At 59.4% G+C, this 23395-nt stretch carries 20 protein-coding genes; 14 read left to right on the forward strand and 6 right to left on the reverse strand.

The window, feature by feature from the left end:
- Positions 1–13: 13 nt before the first annotated feature.
- Positions 14–397, forward strand: coding sequence for a response regulator (locus U0023_RS10955; protein WP_322883784.1), 384 nt, complete (start codon positions 14–16; stop codon positions 395–397).
- Positions 398–446: 49 nt separating this feature from the next.
- Here the strand turns inward: U0023_RS10955 and U0023_RS10960 are convergent, their stop codons facing one another.
- The 3 genes from U0023_RS10960 to U0023_RS10970 all read right to left on the reverse strand — a co-directional run bounded on the left by U0023_RS10960 (position 447) and on the right by U0023_RS10970 (position 5097).
- On the reverse strand, positions 447–1322 hold the full coding sequence (locus tag U0023_RS10960) for an aldose 1-epimerase family protein (protein ID WP_009493131.1): 876 nt from the start codon (positions 1320–1322) through the stop codon (positions 447–449).
- A 123-nt stretch (positions 1323–1445) separates the two neighbouring features.
- A complete protein-coding gene (locus U0023_RS10965) occupies positions 1446–1832 on the reverse strand; it encodes a response regulator (RefSeq protein WP_040639266.1) in 387 nt (128 codons plus the stop codon).
- 259 nt (positions 1833–2091) lie between these two features.
- Positions 2092–5097 carry a bifunctional diguanylate cyclase/phosphodiesterase gene (locus U0023_RS10970; RefSeq protein WP_009493129.1) on the reverse strand — a complete coding sequence of 1002 codons (3006 nt, stop codon included), beginning with the start codon at positions 5095–5097 and terminating at the stop codon, positions 2092–2094.
- 1015 nt (positions 5098–6112) lie between these two features.
- Here U0023_RS10970 and U0023_RS10975 point away from each other — a divergent pair.
- The 5 genes from U0023_RS10975 (at position 6113) to U0023_RS10995 (ending at position 11932) form a co-directional block, all read left to right on the forward strand.
- A complete protein-coding gene (locus U0023_RS10975) occupies positions 6113–6799 on the forward strand; it encodes a response regulator transcription factor (protein WP_009493128.1) in 687 nt (228 codons plus the stop codon).
- A gap of 691 nt (positions 6800–7490) precedes the next feature.
- Positions 7491–10289: a hybrid sensor histidine kinase/response regulator gene (locus U0023_RS10980; RefSeq protein WP_009493127.1), complete on the forward strand. Its 2799-nt coding sequence runs from the start codon at positions 7491–7493 to the stop codon at positions 10287–10289.
- 2 nt (positions 10290–10291) lie between these two features.
- On the forward strand, positions 10292–10780 hold the full coding sequence (locus tag U0023_RS10985) for a chemotaxis protein CheW (protein WP_009493126.1): 489 nt from the start codon (positions 10292–10294) through the stop codon (positions 10778–10780).
- A gap of 48 nt (positions 10781–10828) precedes the next feature.
- On the forward strand, positions 10829–11212 hold the full coding sequence (locus tag U0023_RS10990; protein ID WP_009493125.1) for a response regulator: 384 nt from the start codon (positions 10829–10831) through the stop codon (positions 11210–11212).
- Positions 11213–11230: 18 nt separating this feature from the next.
- On the forward strand, positions 11231–11932 hold the full coding sequence (locus U0023_RS10995; RefSeq protein WP_154661251.1) for a protein phosphatase CheZ: 702 nt from the start codon (positions 11231–11233) through the stop codon (positions 11930–11932).
- Positions 11933–12037: 105 nt separating this feature from the next.
- On the opposite strand, the gene U0023_RS11000 is transcribed toward U0023_RS10995, so the two are convergent.
- The 3 genes from U0023_RS11000 to U0023_RS35535 form a co-directional block, all read right to left on the reverse strand.
- Complete coding sequence (locus tag U0023_RS11000) at positions 12038–14794, reverse strand: heparinase II/III domain-containing protein (RefSeq protein ID WP_009493123.1); 2757 nt, start codon at positions 14792–14794, stop codon at positions 12038–12040.
- A gap of 147 nt (positions 14795–14941) precedes the next feature.
- Entirely contained in the window at positions 14942–15562 is a 621-nt protein-coding gene (fixJ, locus tag U0023_RS11005; RefSeq protein WP_009493122.1) for a response regulator FixJ, read from the reverse strand.
- Positions 15528–18275, reverse strand: a complete 2748-nt coding sequence (locus U0023_RS35535) for a PAS domain S-box protein (protein ID WP_009493121.1) — start codon at positions 18273–18275, stop codon at positions 15528–15530. The genes fixJ and U0023_RS35535 overlap by 35 nt, the downstream gene beginning before the upstream one ends.
- A gap of 384 nt (positions 18276–18659) precedes the next feature.
- On the opposite strand from U0023_RS35535, the gene flgB reads away from it, so the two are divergent.
- The 8 genes from flgB to flgH are packed head-to-tail and all read left to right on the forward strand — an operon-like array spanning position 18660 to position 23385.
- Entirely contained in the window at positions 18660–19046 is a 387-nt protein-coding gene (gene flgB, locus U0023_RS11020) for a flagellar basal body rod protein FlgB (RefSeq protein ID WP_040639265.1), read from the forward strand.
- The gene (flgC, locus tag U0023_RS11025; RefSeq protein WP_009493119.1) at positions 19046–19462 is read left to right on the forward strand and encodes a flagellar basal body rod protein FlgC; all 417 of its coding nucleotides are present in this window, start codon (positions 19046–19048) and stop codon (positions 19460–19462) included. Before flgB ends, flgC begins: the two co-directional genes overlap by 1 nt.
- Before the next feature lie 31 nt (positions 19463–19493).
- Positions 19494–19793 (forward strand): flagellar hook-basal body complex protein FliE, encoded by a 300-nt coding sequence (locus U0023_RS11030; RefSeq protein WP_407667401.1) that lies wholly within the window; start codon positions 19494–19496, stop codon positions 19791–19793.
- A gap of 10 nt (positions 19794–19803) precedes the next feature.
- The gene (flgG, locus tag U0023_RS11035; RefSeq protein WP_009493117.1) at positions 19804–20592 is read left to right on the forward strand and encodes a flagellar basal-body rod protein FlgG; all 789 of its coding nucleotides are present in this window, start codon (positions 19804–19806) and stop codon (positions 20590–20592) included.
- A 24-nt stretch (positions 20593–20616) separates the two neighbouring features.
- A complete protein-coding gene (gene flgA / locus U0023_RS11040; RefSeq protein WP_009493116.1) occupies positions 20617–21078 on the forward strand; it encodes a flagellar basal body P-ring formation chaperone FlgA in 462 nt (153 codons plus the stop codon).
- A complete protein-coding gene (flgI, locus tag U0023_RS11045) occupies positions 21078–22178 on the forward strand; it encodes a flagellar basal body P-ring protein FlgI (RefSeq protein WP_009493115.1) in 1101 nt (366 codons plus the stop codon). Before flgA ends, flgI begins: the two co-directional genes overlap by 1 nt.
- Positions 22175–22690, forward strand: a complete 516-nt coding sequence (locus tag U0023_RS11050; RefSeq protein WP_009493114.1) for a MotE family protein — start codon at positions 22175–22177, stop codon at positions 22688–22690. Before flgI ends, U0023_RS11050 begins: the two co-directional genes overlap by 4 nt.
- Positions 22687–23385: a flagellar basal body L-ring protein FlgH gene (gene flgH, locus U0023_RS11055; protein ID WP_009493113.1), complete on the forward strand. Its 699-nt coding sequence runs from the start codon at positions 22687–22689 to the stop codon at positions 23383–23385. Before U0023_RS11050 ends, flgH begins: the two co-directional genes overlap by 4 nt.
- The last annotated feature ends 10 nt before the right edge of the window (positions 23386–23395 follow it).

Raw genomic sequence — 23395 nt, forward strand, 5'->3', positions numbered from 1 at the left:
TCCATCGCTCATGATGAACAATTATTCAGACGATACGCCTGTGGTTCTCCTCGTCGAGGACGAACTCCTGGTGCGAATGGCGGCGGCGGAGGATCTGCAGGATGCGGGCTTCCATGTGCTGGAGGCCGCCAATGCCGATGTCGCCCTGGCCGTTCTGGAAGCCTGTTCTCATGATGTGCAGGTGCTGTTCACGGATATCGATATGCCGGGAACCATGAATGGCCTGGATTTGGCGGAGAACGTCCAGCAGCGCTGGCCGCACATCTCTCTTTTGATCTCATCCGCCTATCACAAGCCGCTTCCTGAGCAGATCCCCGATGACGGCCGCTTCGTGCCGAAACCCTATTCCAGCGAGGATGTGGTCAAGCATATCCGTGAACTGGTAACGAGTCATTGACGCCGGAAAGGGCTCGAAAAGAACTCTCGGGACAGGGCGCCGCCAAGCTTTACAGGCCGGCATCGTTGACGGTGATGGTCATCGTGAAGCTTCGCGTTTCACTCGGTTGGATCAGAACGTTCCCTGGTTTGTCGGCAAATTCTCCGTCGAATCCTTCGGGATCCGCATGGCCTTGCCAGGGTTCGATGCAGATGAAACCCGCTCCGGGCTTGGTCCAGATACCCAGATGCGGCATATCCGGAAAGTCGATCCGGATCGAACCGCCATCGGGCGCTCCATAGGTAACGGACCTGCTCTCAAGGCGGTCGAAAACAAGGGCATCTGCCTCGAAGAGATGATCCTGCAAGCGGAGCATTCGTCCCTGGACAGGACTTTCCTCGACATCCCGGCTGATGAGCCCATCCACCGGCCGACGGACCGGGGCCGCCTCTTCGCGCTCGAAGCGGACAGCATGAGCGTCCCGCGGTGCTCCATAAGGCAGGGGCCATCGAAAGGCCGGGTGGAAGCCGAAAGAGGCAGGCATGGCCTTAGCGCCCTTGTTGATCACCGAGGCTGTGATCGTCAGCGTGGCGTCCTCGATCCTGTAGGACACGTCCAGCGCGAACCGGAATGGATACTGCCCCAGCGTGGTCTCGCCGGAAACGAGGCTGAACCGGCATTCGGACGGATCCGCCTCCCGGATCGCGAAGAGAGCCGTGCGTGCGAAGCCGTGCTTCGGCAGCCCGTATTCCGTTCCGCCGACCCGGATGTGATCGTTCCGCACGCGGCCGACGATGGGAAAGAGCAGAGGAGAGCGCCCTGTCCAGAAGGCGGGGTTACCGTCCCACAGAAGGTCCCGGCCCATCTCGTCTTGAAGGCGCACGAGCTCCGCACCTTTCTCTGACATCTGCGCCCGAAGACGGGGGCTCGAAATGGTAACGTTCATCCGGCGGCTCCTTGGCCTGAATCTCTGTCCGGACAAGGAGTATCGGCTAAAAGCAGCTCAAGCTAGAGCGGCAGGGCGCTGTTGAACGCGAAAGACCGACCTTCGCTCGCGGTTCTCCGGAAACTAGCCGTTCCTGACGAGATCCGGGAGGGATTGCGCCAAGTCGTTATAGTTAAATGGTTTTTCCCATCTCGGGATGTCAGCGTAGATCGGCGGAACCGAAGCGGGAGCATAACCGGTCGTGAACACGAAGGGGACGCCCTGCTCGATGAGGGTATCGGCGATCGGGAATGCGGTGCATCCACGAAGATTGATATCGAGCACCGCTGCATGGACCTTCTCTGTCGAAGAGAGAAGAGCCAATGCCTTCTGCTGATCCGATGCGGGTCCGACGACGTCAGCGCCGAGGCTCTCTAACGCTTTGGCCATATCGTCGGCGATGAAATATTCGTCCTCGACTACCAGGATACGGCAATGATTGAGTAGCTGACCGAGTGGAGAATTCATCATACACCTTCTCTTCGGTATACCCGTTGACGCTCGCGCTCCCTTGCCAAGCTTATATAAACACCCCGAGAGATAACAGAAGTGAAGGGGTGGGCGTTCCAAGCAAAACACGGAACGATAGGGACGGGCTGCAAGGCCAGCGATGGAGGTTTTGCTTGTCGCTGCGAGTCATATGCTCATGACAGCTGATCCACGTGCAGAAGACCATCCCCCTCCTCACCAGACTGCCGCCTTGATCAGGCCGTGAGCGGGATCACCTTCGTCACAGGGAAATCCCGCTGCTTCGCAGCCTTTCGTTTCGCTCCTTGCGCGGTTTTATGAGCATCGCGTTCCAGCGCTTCACGAGATCCGGGATTTGGGAGGCGGCCATCGGCTTTGCATAGAGATAGCCCTGAGCATGGTCGCAGCCCAACTCGCGCAGCCGGCGCGCTTGGCCATGTGTTTCCACGCCCTCTGCCGTCACTTGGAGCTGCAGGCTTCGACCAAGGCTGATGACGGCAGTGATGATCGCCTCATCGTCGGAATCCTTCTCCAGATCCCGCACGAAGCTGCGGTCGATCTTGATATGATCCACAGGGAACTGCTTCAGATGAGTCAGAGAAGCATAGCCGGTGCCGAAATCATCGAGTGCAATCTGGATCCCACTTTCGCGGAACTGTGTCAGTGCGGAGGAAACGTTATTGGCGTTTCTGCCCAGCAGAACCGTTTCCGTGACCTCGACCTCGAAGGAACTCGGCGGTACCTTCATCCAGTCGAGGGTCCTCAGCATCGTATCCACGAGATGCGACTGGCCGAACTCGGCTGGCGACAGATTGAGCGCAATACGGCCGAATGGAAGGTCCTGATCGAGCCACTGGCGCACGTCGGCCGCGACTTTCGAGGTCAGGAGCTTGCCGATGGAGGCCGCAATTTCATGATCTTCGAACACGGCTCCGAAGAAGCCGGGCGTCAGGATGCCTTTCGTCGGGTGCTGCCAGCGCGCCAGTGCTTCAAGACCCACGATTTCGCCTGTCGCGAGGCTTACCTTAGGCTGATAGAACGGAATGATTTCATCGTTGGCGAGGGCCTCGCGCATTCCGCGTCCGAGGGAGACACGCTGCTCGAGCACCTGGCGCATCTCAGGCGAGTAGGTGACGACCCGGTTCCGTCCTTGCGATTTTGCCTGGTACATCGCAATGTCCGCGTCCTTGACCAACTCCGCCGGCGTTCCATCGTGGTCTGGAAAGGCCGCGATGCCGATGCTTACCCGGCTGACGAGAGACCGCTTCTGATAGGTGAAGGGCTGGCGCAGCATCTCGGCAATCAGGGCACCCAGGCGCGTGGCATTCTCGAGTCTCAGCGGGTCGATGACGAGCACGGCGAACTCGTCGCCTCCGATCCGGGCTACGGTGTCACAGCTGCGAACCATGGCGGAGAGGCGACGCGCGGTCTCCTGAAGCAAGGCATCTCCCGCATCGTGCCCGAGAGTGTCGTTGATATCCTTGAAATCGTCCAGGTCGATCAAGAGCAGACTCACGCATGTGTCGTTCTGCTTGGCTGCGTTCAGAGCTGCCTCGAGGCGGCGTTGAAAGAGATTGCGATTGGGAAGACGCGTCAGTCCGTCATGATTGGCCGAACGCCATATTTCCTCCTCCGCTTCCCTCTGCTCGCTGATGTCGAACGTTACGCCGACGATACGATCAGGCGCCGCTCTTTCCGCGCGCGCGCGCAGCCACCGGATCGCTCCGCTTGGCATGATGTAGCGGCACTCGACCGAGTCCGATCCGCTGATTTGTATTCTCTCCAGGAAGTCTTCAACCTTGTGGTGATCATCAGGGTGAAGGCCTGTCATAAAGGTCTTGTCGGCTCCAGGCTGGATTCCCAGAAGCGCGAGCGAATTGTCTGATCGTGTCGTGATCCCGGTCTGCGGATTGAGTTCCCACGCAATCATATGGGCTGCCTTCAATGCAAGTTGAAGGCGCTCCTCGCTCGCGCTCAAGGCCTGTTCGGACTGCTTGCGTTCGTGAATATCCAAGGCGATGCCGAACCATTGCTCGACCTTGCCCTGCTCATTCTTGAGAGGCTCGCCTCGGACGATGAACCAGCGATGCATCCCATCAGATGCACGCCGAAGGGGCATCTCCATTTCAAAAGTTATGCCCTTCCTGATGGAAGCCTTCCATAACCCCAGGATGCTATCCCGGTGCAGCGGGTGGATGACCGAATGCCATTCCTTGCAGCCGGTGTCAGTTCCTAATCCCGTATACTCATACCAAACGTCACTACAATAAGTGAGCTCGCCATCCGCATCGCTGAACCAAACGATCTGCGGAGAGGTGAAGGAGAGCGGCATCGCTTCGACGAGCGTACGGAGGCGCCTTTCGCTCTTGCGCAGGTTCTGTTCCGCTTTTCGGAACTCCGTAACGTCGCGAGAGATGCACAGGCACCCTTGTGGGGTTCCGTCCCGATTCATGATGGCCGTCGTGACGACATCCCACCATTGCCGCGTTCCTGTCGTAGTTTCGCGGGACGCCTGAAAGCGTCCGGTTCCACCGGCTTTGGCCTTCTCGAAAGCTTCAGAGGCATCTTCCGATGCTGCGCCGCTCCAGAAGGACGCCCAGTCGACCCCGTCAGTCGAGCTGAAGTCTGCTGCTTCCTTTTCGCGCAGCCCGCCGCGGCTCATGAAGCGCAGGTGTCCCTGCAGGTCGAAAACCTTGATCCAATCATTCGAACTTGCCAGAAGGCGCCGCGTGAACTCCTCACTGTCTGCTGCCATTCTCGTGGCAAGCTTCAGATCGAGTTGAGTCATGACCGTCTCAGCGAGAGCGGTCAGTGCGTCTTCCTGCGGCCTGCTCAAGCCAGAGGGGCGTGCCTCGTAATCGAGCACGCACAGCATTCCGAGCGGCAAGCCATCCTTGGTTCTTAAAGCGGCCCCGGCATAGAACGACGGCATTGCGCTGCCATCCGCATGCTCTCTCCTAAACCGAGGATCGGCAGCGATATCGCGAACAACGAATACGCCGGGCTGCTGGATCGCATGGTTGCAAATGGAGAACTCACGCGGCGTCTCGCGGATCTCAAACCCAATCTTGGATTTGAACCACTGCCTGCGCTCGTCCAGGAAGGAAATGAAAGCGAACGGCGCATCGCAGATGTGGGCCGCGATCCGGGCGATGTTATCGAACTCGATCTCTGGTGCGGTATCCAGAATGTCATATTTCTGGAGCGCAGCAAGACGATCGACCTCCTCCCATGGAGGAAGAGTGCTGGAACCAGCATATTCCATCATTCGAAATCGGTCCGCTCGGAGGCGTCTGGGTTGTTCGGGGCATGTCGGAGTCTAACCGACGCAACGGAACAGCATCATGCATCGAGAGTTACTCGATCCGTTGCTCACAGAACATCCGGGCTCAGACCGGTAAAATGGCAGAGCGTCATGCCGCCCATGAACAGGCGCGCCATAGTGCTGATCGATCTATTGTCCGCAATCATTTGAACTATAGTCGGCTCAAGGCATAGCGTTCGTCTCAGACCGTGGTCAAGAAGCGGAAAAGCTCCTCAAGATTCACAGTTAACAATTTCTTAACGGACGCCTCATGACAGGGCGGGAGAGCTCGTCCCGTCATCGCCGTCGATTCCCATTCGCTATCTAGAGCACCAGACGTGCAATCGAACTCACGCCCGGGGCTCCAAGGTTTTATTCTCTGGCATCTTCTCACGCAAAGCCGGTTCCCACTTTCGCGTTCGATCCTTTGCGAACCAAGGTATGCCTCACGCAACCTTCATGCGGCACAACGCCCTACAGGGGCGATGTGCTCCTCACGTGTCGATTCGCAGAGCCGACGGCGCTCGTCCGTGACCTGGAGTCCGACGAACGTACGCGAACCGGCCCCCGATCCTGAGGCGCAGGCGTATCGTAGAATAGGTGGTTCTACGTACGCCAAGATTGCGGAAATTACGTAGCGATTGGCGTGAAAAGGCTCCTTTGGAGCGAGCGCATAAGCAACATTGCAACATTAAAGAGTGGGAAAATGTCAGGTTTTTCAGGTCTTTGCTCCGATGGATGAGAGCTGCGCCTATAAACCCGGCACCGAGGCGACCGGTTTAAGGACTGCTTAAGGTTGGTTAAGAGGCATTAACCATAACCTGGGAGGCGCTCCCATTATTTACGTATTGTCCGCGCATTCGCTAAATTATAGTTTCTGGACGTCGCTGCAAAACACAAATGCGTTGAGTAAAAATACTAAGGCGGCATGTAAAACCTAATTAGAACGCGCTTAATTATTAAGGCGGGGCAGAATAACATGTATATCGTCGTCGATGACCGGCAGATGGTTACGTCCGGATATGTTGCGAGCTTCAAGCGAGAAGGCATATCCTCCCTTGGCTTATATGCAGATGAATTTACCGATTGGTTGGAATCGGCATCGGATGCAGATCTCGAGGCTGTTCAGGGCTTCGTTCTAGGAACCTTCGAAGAGCGGGTTCATTCTGCCGAGAGCATTCGCCGCTATTCCAAGGCTCCCATCATCGCTTTGAGCGATGTCCGCTCTCTCGAAGAGACGCTCGAACTCTTCACGGCGAAGTTCGACGACGTCGTCCGTAAGCCTGTCCATGTCCGGGAGATCTTGGCCCGCTCGGAAGCGATCTGGCGAAGGGTCAATGCGAACGCAGGAAAGAAGACGCAGAGCGATAACGACCGTCTCAAGGTCTTCTTCGATGGTCGCGATCCGGAGATCGACGGGTTGCCCCTGTCGCTTCCTCGCCGCGAGCGGCATATCCTCGAGTATCTCGTTCGAAAGAGAGGTCATCGCCTGACCAAGAAGCAGATCTTCGACGCGGTCTATGGAATCTACAGCGACGATGTGGAGGACAGCGTCGTTGAGGGGCATATCAGCAAGCTTCGTAAGAAGCTTCGTCAGCGCCTCGGCTATGATCCCATCGATGCAAAGCGGTACATTGGATATTCCTACGTCGGAGCGGCCTCCTGAAACAGCTGCCTGACGAGATCGTCGGACGGGTGCGAACCGTCAGGTCCGTTATAGCATTGATGCACTGACTGCGGTCCCCGTGTAGGATCTTCCAGCACGGTGGCCGTTCGTCTTTCATGAAACGTGCAGAGTCCATAAGCAGCGTCGGCAGCCGCTGGGGCACTCTCGCAAAAAAGTGGAATTGGTTCTCCAAACGATCCGCATCCTGACGAGTGGGCTGGCAGATAAAGCCCAATAGTCGGTTCGATGCTTTAATGCCTTAAATAAATCTCATACCCGTTCCGCGCGTTAACTTTATTGCAGGAAACGGGCCAGTATTCTTCCTCAACGTCAAGATCGAAGCTGTCAGGACAGGGTAAGCATTATGGAGTGACGCACGCGGCCGGCAGAGGCGGCAAAGCGGCTCCAAAGTGGCCCGTCGAAGAAGATCGGCGAAGGGTCTGGCGCAGTGAAAGCGTATGGGGCAGGGCATGACAATAAGAACAATGCCGATCTCAATTCAGAAGCAATCGCGTTCGGGCGAGATGCGTCTAGGCGGTTGAGTGCGGAGCAAGGAAGCTCCCCTGCATTCGCAAGCGTGGACATGACGTTCAGCGCTTTGTTGCCGGCGTGAAGGCCGCGCGATCCTCCACCTGAAGCGGCTTGATGATCAATGCCGATCAGTTCGCGTAGTAAGAGTTGAGACACGGCAATGGACGACCTTCTTCTTGAGTTTCTCACCGAGACCAACGAGCATCTCGAGACGGTCGATGTGGAGATGGTCCGCTTCGAGCAGGACCCGAACAACGAAGCGATTCTCAGCAACATCTTCCGCCTGGTTCATACGATCAAGGGGACCTGCGGCTTCCTCGGCTTGCCCCGCCTCGAGGCGCTTGCGCATGCGGCCGAGACCCTGATGGGGAAGTTCCGCGATGGGATGCCGGTTACGACTCCTGCGGTTTCGCTGATCCTCGTGACGCTCGACCGGATCAAGGAGATTCTCGGAGAACTGGAGCGCCAGGGCGCGGAGCCGGAAGGTTCTGACAACGACCTGATCGAGCAGCTGGAACGAATGGCCTCGCAGGAGGCGCCCGCTCCCGAAGCGGCTTCGGCGCCGTCGTCGCAACAGGCATCGGGACAATTGGTATATCAGGTGCTTGAACGGGAACTGCGTCCGGGAGAAGTTTCGCTCGATGAACTCGAGAGGGCATTTCAGGAGGCGCCGGGCCCTGCAAAGGCGTCGACATCCGGTACCCTGACGTATCAGGTGCTCGAACGGCCCCTGAAGCCAGGCGAAGTGTCCCTCGACGAACTCGAGCGCGCCTTCCGTGAGGCGCCGGGACCGGCTCCGCTCGTCATCGAGAAGCCGTCTGCGCCTTCCGTGAAAGAGGAGGTACCGCTTCCGTCGTCCCCTCAAGCCGCCAAGAAGAATACCGAGGCCTCGGATTCGAGCGAGGGCGGGGAAGGGATAGCCGGCAAGGTCCAAACCATCCGCGTCAATGTCGATACGCTCGAGCACCTGATGACCATGGTGTCGGAGCTCGTTCTGACACGCAATCAGCTGCTCGAGATCGCCCGGCGGAGCTCCGAGGATCACGGCTACAAGGTGCCTCTGCAGCGTCTTTCGCAAGTCACGGCCGAGCTGCAGGACGGCGTCATGAAGACCCGCATGCAGCCTATCGGGAACGCATGGCAGAAGCTGCCGCGTGTCGTTCGCGACCTATCCAACGAGCTTTCGAAGAAGATCGAGCTCGTGATGCAGGGAGCCGACACCGAGCTCGACCGACAAGTACTGGAGGTGATCAAGGATCCCCTGACGCATATGGTCCGCAACTCGGCCGATCATGGGATCGAGAGCCCGGCGGATCGCAAGGCAGCCGGTAAGCCCGAGAAGGGCACGATCCGCCTCAACGCGTATCATGAGGGTGGCTCGATCACCATCGAGATCGCCGATGACGGCAAGGGGCTTAACTTCGCGGCCATCCGCAAGAAAGCCGTGGAAAGGGGCATTGCTGGCGACGCTGAAGTGGAGCGGATGAGCGATGCCCAAGTGGCCAAGTTCATCTTCCATCCCGGCTTCTCAACCGCCGCGAAGGTGACCTCGGTGTCCGGTCGTGGCGTCGGCATGGATGTGGTCAAGACGAATATCGAGCTGATCGGCGGCACGGTGGACATCCGTTCCGAGCAGGGGCGCGGGACGACTTTCACGATCAAGATTCCGCTGACCCTAGCCATCGTCGCGGCGCTCATCGTGGCTTCCAAGGATCAGCGCTTCGCCATTCCGCAGGTGGCCGTGTCGGAGCTCGTCAGGGTCTCTCCCGCCTCGGAACATTCCATTGAACGGATCAACGGTACGCCCATCCTGCGCCTGCGCGACCGGTTGCTGCCGATCGTCCCGCTTTCGAAGGTCATGGGCCTCTCCACGGATGAAGATGCGAACCATGGCTTCGTGGTCGTCACGCAGGTTGCTCATCAGCGCTTCGGCATCCTGGTGGACGGAGTCTTCCATACGGAGGAAATCGTCGTCAAGCCGATGTCGTCCAAGCTGAGGCATATTCAGCTCTTCTCCGGCAACACGATTCTCGGTGACGGGGCCGTGGTGCTCATCATCGACCCCAATGGTCTCGCCCGGATGGTCGGATCGGGCGCCGATACCAACGAGTTCCAGACCGATGCAGGTCTCGAGCAGACGGTAGCGGCCGCGGAGGAACTGACGAGCCTTCTCGTCTTCCGCGGCGGAGGCGAAAGCCTCAAGGCGGTGCCTTTATCCTTGGTGACGCGCCTTGAGGAAATCGACGCCTCCACGATCGAGTGGTCGAGCGGACGGCCGGTGGTCCAGTACCGCGGGCGTTTGATGCCGCTGGTGTCCTGCGACGAGGAACTCGCCATCAAGCGGCAAGGCATGCAATCCCTGTTGGTGTTCTCCGATGGTGAAGTCTCCATGGGGCTCGCAGTCGCCGAGATCGTGGATATCGTCGAAGACAAGCTCGATGTAGAACTGCTCGCGGAGCGCTCGGATCTCGTCGGATCCGCCGTCGTTCGTGGCCGCACTACGGAAATCGTCAACATCGCCCATTACCTCCCGATGGTACTCGAGACATGGTCTCGCAAAGATCGGCGCAACGGGCCGGACAGGTCCCTGCTCCTGGTCGACAGCTCGACCTTCTTCCGCGACATGCTCGTCCCTGTCCTCAAGGCATCGGGCTATCGTGTCCAGACGGCCTCGACAGCCCAGGAAGCCGTTCGCCTGCTGTCCAACGGATTGCAGGTCGACGTGGTCGTAACGGATCTGGAACTCACGGGGCATTCGGGCTTCGCGCTCGTGGCCTCCTTGAGGGCAGACCCGCACCACAGCGCGACGCCCGTCATCGGCATGACCGTCAAGCCCGACCCGCAGCAGATCGCCCTGGCGAGAAAGCTGCGCATCTCAGAAATCGTTTCGAAGATCGACAGGCGTGGGCTGCTCGCCGCATTGGCCGAGCTCAACGCGTCTCTTGAAGAGGCTGCATGACCATGAAACCGATCGAACCGATCACATCCGCGGTGACCAAGGGAGCTTCCAAGCAGATGGAGTTCGTAACGGTCATGGTTGCGGGGCAACTGCTCGGCCTGCCCATAAGCCGGGTTCACGATGTTTTCGTCGTCAGCGAGATGACCACCGTGCCGCTGGCGCCCGGTGAGATTGCAGGCCTTCTGAACCTGCGCGGCCGGGTCGTCACCGCGGTCTCGCTTCGGCGGCGTCTGGGCCTCGGCGATGCCGGCGGAACGGAGCGTCGGATGGCCGTAGGGCTGGAGAATCACGGTGAGGCTTATGGCTTGCTCGTGGACGAGGTCGGAGAGGTCCTCAAGCTCGATCCGGACGGGATGCAGCCCAATCCGGTCCATATGGACCGAGGCTGGGTCGGCCTGTCGCAAGGGGTGCATCAGCTGCACGATAAGCTGCTGATCGTCCTAGACGTGGATGCTGTCCTGGCCTTCGAGACCGAACGGGAAGCAGCGTAATTCATTCATCGTCCAAGCCCGTTTTCGGGCCCTTAAGGATCTAGAACCGTGAGCCTTGATCTTTCTACCCCCGTCCTGGTCGTCGATGATTATCAGACGATGGTCCGAATCCTTCGCAACCTCCTCAAGCAGATCGGCTTCAACGACGTCGATGATGCCTCCGACGGACAGGCGGCGCTGGAGAAGCTGCGGGCGAGGAAATACGGTCTTGTGATCTCCGACTGGAATATGGCGCCGATGACGGGCTATGAGCTGTTGCAACATGTTCGCTCCGATGCGGAGCTGAACTCTCTGCCGTTCATCATGGTCACCGCTGAAGCAAAGACGGAGAACGTCGTCGCGGCCAAGAAGGCCGGCGTCAACAACTACATCGTAAAACCCTTCAATGCCGAGACGCTGCGGACGAAGATCAGCGCCGTCTTCAACGGATAAGTGATGGCGGGCAGGGTCATGAAGCCACGTAAAAGCTATCGCATCGAAGCGAGCATGGATCCCCTTCAATACGATGAGGGGATACAGGAGCGCCATTCCGAGATCATGAGCATGCTCGGCACGATCAAGGAATCCATCGTTCCCGCACGCGAGATCTCAGCGTCCCTGCTCGAAGAGCATCGGCGCGACATGCAGGAGGCCCTTCGCCTGAAGGTGGAGCTCGACTCGATCTACGAGGCCATCGAGCGGACCAAGAGGGAGATCGCGACCCTTCGCTATGCCGGCGCCCAGGGCCAGGAGATCACTCGTGTGACCGATGAGCTCGGGGCCATCGTTCTCGGAACCGAGACGGCGACCAATTCGATCCTGGCCGCGGCCGAGAGGATCGACGATCTCTCCAGCAACCTGTCCTCGCGCCTGACCGGAGGAGACCAGGAGATTGCCCGCGAGATCCTGGATCATGTCATCGGCATCTTCGAAGCCTGCAACTTTCAGGACATTACGGGCCAGCGCATCAGCAAGGTCGTCAATGCGATGAAGTTCGTCGAGGAGCGGGTTCATCACATGATCGACATCTGGGGCGGCCTTGAAAGCTTCAAGGACATCGAGCCGGTGGACGAGGCGGGGCGAAAGGGAGAAGCGGCGCTCCTGAATGGTCCCGCTCTCGCGACCGACAAGGGTGTAACATCCCAGGATGCCATCGACGCGCTCTTCGATTGATGAGGCGCCTATGAGCGCTGCCTGAAACGGTACCCGTCCTTGCAGACGCCGGGTACCGTCCCGTCACGACGCCATCGAATCAAGCTGCACCATCCGACCCGCAGGTCAGGTCATCTGCAGCAATTCCCTCACGTCCGGCATGGCCACGAGATCCATGATCCGTCGGAAGCCTTGCTCGCTGACCGTGAGGATCATTCCCCCGCACACATGGCCTGAACCGGAAAACCTGTAGGTCAGGACATTGGCCGGGCGAAGGGCGCCCTGTGCATGAGAGACAAAGCCCTGCAAGGATCCACGGCGATCATTGTGCCCATTGACAACGGCCATGCCGTTGTACTCGCCCGCCACCGCGTAGGGGATCATGCGCAGTCGGTTTCTATTGTGAAAGCCGACTGCAAGGTTTGTGTTTGCCAACGCGACCGCGACGTTCTCGGCGAAATGTAAGTTCCCTTCAAACGAGATGGACCTTCCGAAACCTCGGAAACAATCAAAAACGGCAATGGCGTTGAGATTGTCGAGGCACATGAAAACGCGAGCGTGATCGTAGCCGGGGCCGTACACATTCGTCCTGACGCGAACGATGTTCGCATTGGCGAGCGACGTTCTCGCCTCGATCCATCCCCGGCCCGACGATTGATCGCGCCCGTCCGGCCTGGCGACGTTGTGTGCCCGAGACGATGCCAGGAAATGCCGGATCGAGCCCGTGTCATGAAGACTCGACCCGCCGGGATCCGTGATCCACCGGGTGCCGCGGGCCGTGTACACAAAGGATGAGCAGTTGAAATGGCCATTCTCGCGCCGCTGCTCCCCGAAGGAGGCGCACAAATAGCTCCAGTGCGGCTTACGCTCGTAATCCCGGAAGACGATGATACCGTCGTTGTCCGAAACAAACGTCCGTGGACCGGTCGGATAAGACAACTCCTCCGCCAGTTCAGAGTCAGTCAGGAGCGCGCGCCCATGACTGGAGATCAGTCGCCGGAGCCAGGAGGCATGGTGATAGCCCTGAGGTGCATCGCCGATAGGGGGAAGCATTCCGCCCGGATCTGTCACTCCGACGATGATTTTGAGTCCGGCCCTCAGACGATCAGATAGGCGCTCTCGAAAGTCCCTTGCCTCCGGTTCGCTCCCGAGGCTGTGCGTCAGGAGCAATCCGATGGAGATGATCTCAAGCCGCTCATGAAGCGACTGCTCGATGGACGAGCCATCGGGGCCGATCACTTGCTCGAATCCGCTGCGGAGTTGAGCACGCGCGATGGATCGCCAGTATGATGCTAACGGAAAGAGAGGAATGGCGCGGCCAACGGCAAGCAACGCGCATGCGGTACGCACCTGAAGGACGGAAGGCGAGAAGATGTTCTGGCTTACAATTTCGGAGAGGGCGAAACCGCATCGTATGATCTCGGCGAAGAGCGACTGCCGACGTTTGATGTCCTTGCCGTTCTTCGAGCCTGCGACCATCGCGAGGAGATGCAGAAGCACTTCGATGCGCGTCGCCATCGCGAGTGGATACGTGCTCAAGGCATCCTTGGGCTCATCCCACGTATTGGATTGGACCCACGACAGTGCAAGCTCCACAGCTCTCTCGGGGCCACCGAGTTCAGGCCGGCCGGCGAGGTCAAGGAGCCACGAAAGAGACTGGAATTCCAGGCGCCATGCAGGAGACTTGTACGGGTCTTCCGTCCATTCGATGACCTCGGGGAGGGGCCATGGCTCAAGACCGCATAAGGTCAATCGGCCATCGATGATAGCCGGTGCTTCTTCGAGCTGGATGGCTTTAAGGCGATCATGAAAAGTGAGCAGAGGCCCAAGGTTCTTCGAGTCGATCCACTGGTCGACCGGGCTCGCGCGCAGCCGCGGAGATTCGACCGGGTGATGAACATGAAGGCGATCGCGCACCTTGTCCAGGAAACTCAGCGGATTGGTAACGTCGTCCTCCAGAATGTTCTCGAGCAGGAGATCATCTCCGATTGAGACCTCCAGGGGAGCGACCAAACTGATCTGGGACTCGTCCTCCAAGACCTGAAAGCCAAGTTCGACGGTCGCGGCACCTGATGGAGGCGTCAATTCAAGCGTGAAGCGTCTTGCCTGTCGGTGGATCGGAATATCGAGGAGGGGGCCGTAAGCCGGTGACGACGAAACACCCTCATAGGGAGGCGGAATTTGCTTGCCTTTCGCATCCCGGAAGATGATCCGCGCCAAGGCCCCATCACTCGCTTTGCCGCTGTTGATCAGTTGCCCGCGGACGAGGAGGGGATGCCCGGGAGCGACCCCGTAGTTCAGCCAGAGCGGCGTCATGCTCAGAGCCCACCAAGCACGGCGCGCAGTCGCTATCGGCCTGTCGCCTGACGGGGATGCCGAAGGCTCCTCATGTGCAGACAGGGACGCCTCGACATTTTGACGGATGCTGAGCTCTCCGACCGTGAACGGATGCGAGTTGCGCCAACTGCGGATCGTCAGGGTCAGGTGGCGTGCCGGCGCCGGGACGAAGAAGTTGAAGAGCACCCGAGCTGAATGAGAATCATCGCTGCTTCGGTCATGGAACGCCGGGCCAGCGATGTAATGGCTGTGAGGATCGATCTGTGTCCTTGACAGTCCTGGGACATAGGCGAAGTCGATGTTCGATCCATCTTCCGCCAGGAAGTCGATTCCGACCGATGCAAAGTCGAGGACGGAGCGGGCTTGCTCCTCCGTATGCCAAGTGATCTGAAATCCGACCTCGCACCAGGTATCGCCGGCAATGTCCTTGATGTCGAAAACGATCCGGGACCAGCGGTTGTGGTTCGCGACGACATGAGCGTCGCCTGTAGAGCCTTCTGCAGCCTGGTCCCGTAGAGCCAAGGAAATTTGTCTGACTTCAGGCATGCGGATGTCAAAGCCTTATCAAGGAATTTCATGAGCTAGGAGCGTGCGGAGACACGACGGGCCGGACCTGAGATGCGGAACGGCTTGGGACGAGCATGGCATCTCCGCGGCTTATGGGGCCGAGGGCGTCTATCCAGCCATACCTGCCTAGCTTCCGATAGCGACTTCAAGAAACAGGGCCATGCGGATCAGCTCGGAAAGACTCTTCGCTTCCATCTTCGACATGACATTGGATCGATGGATTTCCACTGTACGGATGCTGATGTTCAGTTCGTGCGCGATCATCTTATTGGCTTTTCCGGCGACAAGCCCATCGAGCACCTGACGCTCCCGCTGGGACAGCGACTGCAGTCTGGCTTGGGTGCGAAGAAGCTCCTGGTTCTTTCGGACGCTTTTCTCATCGCATACCAAAGCGAAGCGCACCACCTCTAGGAACCGATCTTCCCGGAAGGGTTTCTCAAGGAAGTCGATGGCTCCGACTTTCATGGCCTCGACCGCGAGAGGAATGTCTGCGTGCCCTGTCATGACGACAACCGGAACATTCAGACCGCGACCATGGAGGCGGCGAATGAATTCCAGACCGTCGATCCCCGGCATGCGGACATCCGTGACGATACAGCATCTCCCAGGATCTTGAACCTCGTCGAGGAACGCCTTCGCGGACTCGTAGAGACGAACGTTCAGTCCGGCCGATACCAGAAGAAACGAAAGAGCTTTTCGCACTCCAATGTCATCATCCACCACATACACGATCGGCGTGTTCGACACTGGCCATGTCCTCCATATCGATGGTTCTTAGAGTGAAATGGAAGGTTGTCCCCTCGCCTGGAACGGATTCCGCCCAGATCTTGCCGCCGTGGGATTCCACGATCGTCCGGCTGATCGAGAGGCCAACCCCCATGCCACTCTGTTTCGTGGTGGTAAACGGCTTGAACAGGTTCTTCAAGATCTCCGGCGGGATCCCGGATCCGGTATCCCGTACACTGATCTGAACGAGCGATTCGGCAGGCAAGGTTCTTGCTCCGATCGTCAACTCACGCTGCCTCACATCCTGCATGGCCTCGATCGCATTGCGGATGAGATTGAGGAGAACCTGCTGGATCTGAACGCGGTTCACGAAGACCAGTGGATCGTCGGGCGGAAAGTCGAACTCGACCTTCACTTCCTGCTCCTTGGCGCCGACCAGCGCCAAGGCGCCAGCCTCCTCGACGAGCCTCTGAAGCCCTTCGATCTGATGCTCGCTGCCTCCGCGGGCGACGAATTCGCGCAGTTGCCTGATGACCTCCCCGGCCCGGAGAGCCTCCTCGGCCGCTTCGTTCACCGCGTGGCGGACAAGCGCAATTTTATCGCCTTCGATGCCGTTCAGAATCATTCCGCAGCCCTTGAGATAGCTGGTGATCGCCGTCAGGGGCTGATTGATCTCGTGCGCCAGCGTCGATCCCATTTCACCCAAAGCCGTGAAGCGGGACATGTAGGCGAGTTCGGATTGCAGTTCCTGCATCCGTGTTTCGGTTCGCTGGCGCTCCGTCAGATCGCGAATGAAAGCCGTGAAGAAACGCTCGCCGTCGGATTCCATTTCGCCGACCTGGACTTCCATGGGAAAGGTCGAGCCATCCTTGCGCTGGGCGACAGCCACGCGCCCGCTTCCGATGATCCGGCTTTCGTCTGTTTCACGATAACGGCGGATGTAACCGTCATGCTGTTCCCTGTAGGGGAGGGGCATCAGAAACTTGACATTCGTCCCGATGACCTCGTCCGGTTGATAGCCGAACATATGTACGGCAGTGGCGCTGAAGGAGCGGATGATGCCGCTCTCATCCGCGACGATCATGGCATCGGGAACCGTTTCGAGAATCGAACGGAGATGGGCCTCCCTCGTACGCAACCGCTCCTCGCTGGAGCGAAGGGCATTTTCCGCGAGTTTGCGCTCCGTGATGTCCTGGATCGTACCGATCTTGCGAATGGGCCGGCCGCCTTCATCCACCATTGTGCGACCGATCGCCGTCACCCAGCGCTCGTCACCGGTATCTGCGCGAAATACCCGGAACGTGCCGCTATAGGTCAGGCTGGCGCCCGGCTCGTCAGTGAAGAACGTATCTTCCAAGTCGTCGCGGTCGTCGGGATGGACGCATCCGAGGACGATCTCACGGGTGACATCGACATCCGGTCCGAGGCCCAGGATCTGGCGGGCTTCGGGTGTCCATTGGCGACGCCCGGTGACAAGATCCTGATCCCAAATGCCGAGGGCCGTGGTTTCGATGGCCAGCCGCAGGCGTTCCTCGCTGCTGCGAAGTTTCATCTCGGCCAGACGCTGGTCGTGAATATCCGTGACCGTGCCCACCCATTCCAGGACGATGCCGTCTTCGCCCAGGAGCGGTACGGCTCTTGCGAGAACCCAGCGGTATGCCCCGTCCGAGCGTCGCGTGCGGTACTCGAACATACCGGGTTCTTGGGATGCGCGAACGGCTTGCCATTGGGCCAGCAGCTTCTCTCGATCATCCGCATGAACGGCTTCGATAAATCCGAAGCCCAAATAGGCTTCCCTGGATTCGCCGCTGAATGCTTCCCATCCCCAGACTTTGCTGACGGCTCCATCCGTCCCGGCGCGCCAGACGATCGCCGCGCTCGCTTCGATCAGAGCCCGGTACTGCTCTTCGTTTTGACGCAGGCGCTCGGCGGCGGACTTCTGCTCGTGAATATCCGTGACAGTGCCGACCCATTCCTGCACCTCGCCATCGGCGTCCCGGAGGGGAACGGCCCGCATGAGAACCCACCGGTATTCACCGTTGAGCTGACGGACACGATACTCGCTTGTTCCAGGTTGTTCGGACGCGAGCGTCTCCAGCCAGGACGAGGTTGCCCGTTCACGATCATCATCGTGAACGGCGTCCAGCCATGTAGCGTCCTTGAGATCACTTGCCGATGGGCTATGGGAGTTCCCCCAACTCAGTATGCCGTCAATGATCGAGCCGGTCGGTGAGGCTCGCCAGACCATGGCGGCGCTTGCCTCGATCAGGGCCCGGTACCGCTCTTCCTGGGTTTTAAGGGCGGCCTCGGCGGCCATGAACCGGCTGACGTCGCGCGACGTCAGAACATAGTTGCATAGAGTTCCGGAATCATCCCTGACGACATCAAACGTGACCCTGCAAAGGAGGTGAATGCCTTGCTTCGTTCTGCAGCGCGTCTGATCTCCAAAATGGCCGAGGCTCTCGGCAACTTTCAGATCCTGAACGGATTTGTTGCGGCTCCAAGCATCCGATGGGTAGAGGATGGAGAAATGGGCGCCCAGAACTTCATCGGCTTTCCAACCGTAGATCTGCTCCGCGCCGTCGTTCCATGATACAATGTTTCCGCGGGGATCGAGCGTGATCAGCGCGAAATCGCGAATGGCGTTGAGGACGCGACCGGCATCGACGATCTGACGGGTATTCTGCCCGGATCGCGCATCGATTCTCGTATTTAACGCAGAAGTATGAGTCATTCCCCCCAACCCATGTGCTGCGTCGCGTGCAGGATCTAAACTTAATGGCGAAGAATCGCCGAGGGCAACACCATTGATATGCCCGTCCGGCGAGAAATGTCACTGACGCGATTGCATCAGCACGCCGGAATCGGCAATCGAAAACTCCATCGATCGCTGATGCTATATTGTCGCGCCGAACAGCGCAGTGACGATCAGCTAAACGATACTTCGTATCACTCGATTCCGCCTCACACCTTCCTTCTGTCAGGAACCAGGGTTCGCCTATCCTCCGCAAAATGGATCAGCCAGGCTCAAGCCGGAGGCCGAAGCGGCGTGCAGGTCAGCCTCGAGCAAGGTTGGCGGGTTAAACGCCTCTTTACCATATTCGCCTGGAGACCCCCTGTGACGGCACCTGTCTATCTGTTCGATCTGGCATCGCGACAGGCTCAATGGCTCGCCGCCCGCCAAACGACCATTTCCGGAAACGTCGCCAACGCCAACACCCCTGGCTATCGGGCCAGGGATGTCGAGCCGTTTGCTGACGTCATGGACAAAACCAAGCTGGCCATGGCTGCGACGAATGCCAGCCATATCGGCTTTACCCCGTCGAAGGCCGAAGCAAGCAAGGTCAAGAAGGCGGACAGCTGGGACACGGTCTATTCCAAGAACTCCGTCAGCCTCGAGCAGGAGCTCATCAAGGCTGGTGAGGTCAATCGGCAGCACTCGTTGAACACAAGCATCGTCAAGTCATTCCACCGGATGCTGATGTCAAGCGTGAGGACTTCGTGATGATCGACCCTTTGGTTGCATCCAGTAAATTATCGAGCTCGGGCCTGGAGGCCCAGTCGGCGCGTCTCCGGGTCATCTCGGAGAACATCGCGAACGCTCAATCGACGGGGCGGACGCCGGGTTCCGATCCCTACACGCGCAAGACGATCACCTTCAAATCCGAGCTGGATCGGACTCTCGGCGCTGCTTCGGTCGCCGTGAAGGATATCGGGCAGGACGATTCCGCTTTCCCGGTCGAGTACGATCCCGGCAACCCTGCCGCGGATGAAAACGGCATGGTCAAGAAGCCGAACGTGAACATGCTGATCGAAATGGCGGACATGCGCGAAGCCAATCGATCCTATCAGGCGAACCTGCAGATGATGAAGCAGGTGAGAGCCATGATCACTGCAACAATCGATCTCATGAGAGGCTGATATGGTCAGCGCTGTTTCCTCGATTTCATCAATGATCGATCGCCCGTCGGCGGTCGCAGCCATCCCCACGTTCGGCGGGACGCCAGCCGCGGGAGCCGTGGCCGGTGCATCCCAGGCGAGCTTCGGCGACATGATGGCTCAGGTGGCCAATTCGGCCATCGATACCATGAAGGCAGGCGAAGCGGCGTCGATCGCCGGGATCCAGGGCAAGGCCACGGTGCAGCAGGTCGTCGAAGCGGTGATGTCGGCGGAGCAGACGCTTCAGACGGCCATCGCGATCCGCGACAAGGTTGTCGCGGCCTATCAAGAAATCTCCCGGATGACGATTTAAGGGGACCGAAATGAGAGCGCTCGCGATCGCCGCTACCGGCATGAATGCCCAGCAGCTTAACGTCGAAGTCATTGCAAACAACATTTCGAACGTGAACACCACCGCCTTCAAGGGGGCACGGGCCGAGTTCACGGACCTGCTCTACCAAGCCGAGCGCTCTCAAGCCGTTCCCAATCAGGCTGGGTCGAGTCCGGTTCCGGAAGGCGCAATGCTGGGCCTCGGCGTCAAGACGGCGGCAATCCGCAACCTGCACCGCCAGGGATCGCTGACCAACACGTCGAACCAGTTCGACCTTGCCCTGAACGGGCGCGGATGGTTCCAGGTCAATGCTCCGAGCGGCGAAATCGTCTACACCCGCGCGGGTTCGTTCAACAAGGACGGCAACGGGCAGCTCGTCACCCTCGACGGCTACACCCTCAACCCGCCGATCATCGTTCCGGCGAATACGCTTGACGTGACCATCAACGAATCCGGCGAAGTCTTTGCCAAGATCGATGGCCAGGCCCAGCCGCAGAACCTCGGTCAGCTGTCGCTCGCCAACTTCGCCAACGACGCGGGCCTGGAGCCGATCGGCAGCAACTACTACCGCGAGACCCTCGCATCCGGCGCGCCGGTCGTGGGCATGCCGTCCGATCCGGGATTCGGGAAAATCCATCAGGGTTATCTCGAGGCCTCCAACGTCGATCCGATCAAGGAGATCACGAACCTGATCTCCGCGCAGCGCGCCTTCGAGATGAACTCGAAGGTCATCCAGGCCGCCGACGATATGGCCGGAACCGTGTCCAAGGGCATCCGCTAAGGGCGAAAGCCGGGTGAAAGATTCATGAAGCATCTCGTCCATATTGCTCTTGCGGCGAGCGTCATGACGCTGGCGGCCTCCCAGGCTGCCATGGCTGAAGAGCGCATTCTCCCGGTTCCCTCGGTGACCATTTATCCGGGCGACACGATCAACGAGTCGATGCTCAAGGATCGCGTGTTCCCGGAGAACTACCGCTATCGGACCGCCGTCATCGAGTCCCCGCGGGTTCTCGCCGGCAAGATGGCTCGCCGGACGCTTCTGCCAGGCGAGCCGATTCCGATGAATGCCGTGGACGATCCGAAGCTCGTGACGCGTGGTACGCAGACTCAGATCGTGTTTGAAGAGGGTGGGCTGTCGATCATGGGGATCGGTATCCCGCTTCAGTCGGGTACTCTGGGCGAAACGATCCAGGTCAAGAACGTCGACAGCGGCCGCATCATTACCGGCCGGGTTCAGCCCGACGGGCGGGTTCGGATCGGATTCTGATGATGCTCCGCGCGATCCTTTTCCTCCTCACCGTACTCGTCTCGCTTCAGAGCCAGGCGGCGACCCGCATCAAGGATGTGGCCGCCGTTCAAGGGGTGCGCGACAACCAGTTGATCGGGTACGGCTTGGTCATGGGCCTCCAGGGAACCGGTGACACGCTTCGCAATTCCCAGTTTACCGAGCAGTCCCTCCAATCGATGCTCGATCGGATGGGGGTCAATGTCCGCGACATCAACCTGCGCACCCGCAATGTGGCGGCCGTGATCGTCACGGCGGATCTCCCTGCCTTCGTCGGGTCCGGCTCGCGCATCGACGTGACGGTCACGTCCATGGGTGACGCCACCTCTTTGAAGGGCGGCACCCTGATGCTCACCGCCCTGCAAGGTGGCGATGGACAGGTTTATGCCGTTGCACAAGGCGCCATTGCCGTTTCAGGATTCTCCGCCCAGGGGCAGGCCGAGACCCTGACCTCGGGCGTCGCGACCGCGGGACGAATTCCGAACGGCGCCTTGATCGAGCGGGAGGTTCAGGGCGGTTTCAATGCCATGGGCCCGTTGGCCTTCGAGCTCAAGAACCCCGATTACAAGACCGCGACGCTGATCACCGATGCGATCAACCTCTATACCCAGCAGCGTTACGGCGTTCGCGTCGCGTCGCCGCGCGACTTCCGCACGGTTCTCCTGCAGAAGCCGAAGAATGTGGCGGCGACCCGCTTCATAGCCGAACTGGGCGACCTCGAGATCAGGCCGGATACGCCGGCCCGGATCGTCGTGGATCAACGGACGGGAACGGTCGTGATCGGAAAGAACGTCCAGATCTCAACGGTGGCGATCACCCATGGGGCTTTGACGATCCGCGTGACGGAAACTCCTGAGGTGTCTCAGCCCGATCCGTTCTCCATGGGGCAGACCGTCGTCGTGCCACGCACCCAAATCACGGCCGCCGAGGAGAGGGTCCCGCTCGCCATTGTCCGCGGAGCCGACCTCCAGACTCTCGTCAAGGGGCTCAACCAGATGGGTCTCAAGCCCTCCGATGTCATCGCCATTCTCCAAGCCGTGAAAACGGCCGGGGCACTTCAAGCGGAGCTGGTGATCCAATGACCGAATCGAAGATCGTCACAAGCCTCAAGCCGATGGCCATTGCCGCCGGACTTCTCCTCGGGACAGCAGCCCATCACGGTGTCGTGGCGCAGGAAGCCAAGGCTGATGCCAAGAACAGCCAATATTGCGCCAGCATCGCGGATGCAGCCTCGGACACGCGTTTCGCACTCCAGAAGCAGGCACTCGCCGACATGGAGAAGGAGATCGAGGGCCGAATCAAGGTCCTCGAGGCCAAACGCGCGGAATATGAGGATTGGCTGCGCCGTCGGAACGAGGTGCTGGCGAAGGCCGACGAGACCATCGTCCTGATCTATTCGCGCATGCGCCCGGATGCTGCGGCATTGCAGCTCACCAATATGGATGAAGAGATCGCTGCGGCCGTTATCGCCAGGCTGAATCCCCGCGTGGCCAGTGCCGTGCTGAACGAGATGGAGCCGGCCCGCGCCGCGCAGCTGGCGAATGTCATCACCGATGCCCCTAAGCGGGACAAGAATACCGTGAGGCAGAATTGAAACACCTTATTCTGATTGCCGGCCTGTGCTTCCTCGGCGCTTGCGCGACCCGGCCGGAGGAGATCGGGCGTGAACCGGTCATGACCCCTGTCGGGGCGGGCGTCCTCGTCGATCGCGAGCCGCTTCCTCATCTCTTCAAAGCCAATGGCCCCACGGCGGCGAATTCCACCTGGAGCAATGCCAGCGCCGACCTCTTCACGAGCCCGCGGGCCCGGCAGGTCGGCGATATCGTCACCGTCAATATCCAGATCGACGACAAGGCCCAGTTCGACAACGCAAGCGACCGATCGAGGAAGTCATCGATCGGAGCGGGCCTGGATTATGCTTTCGCCTTCAAGGGATGGAACGCGAACGGAACCGGAGATTACGGCGTCAACTCGTCGTCGTCCTCGGCCGGGCAGGGAACCATCGACCGGTCGGAGAAGCTGCGCCTTTCCGTGGCTGCCGTGGTCAATGAGGTGCTGCCGAACGGAAACGTCGTCATCAGCGGATCGCAGGAGGTGCGTGTGAACTACGAGCTCCGCATCCTGAACATCGCCGGGATCGTGCGGCCGAGGGACATCTCGCCGAAGAACACGATCAGCTACGACAAGATTGCCGAGGCTCGAGTATCCTATGGGGGGCGCGGACGCCTGATGGAGGTCCAGCAGCCGGCCTACGGACAACAGATCTACGATGCCGTGGCGCCTTTCTAGGCAGATCACC

The sequence above is a fragment of the Microvirga lotononidis genome, from assembly GCF_034627025.1.
GTDB lineage: Bacteria > Pseudomonadota > Alphaproteobacteria > Rhizobiales > Beijerinckiaceae > Microvirga > Microvirga lotononidis.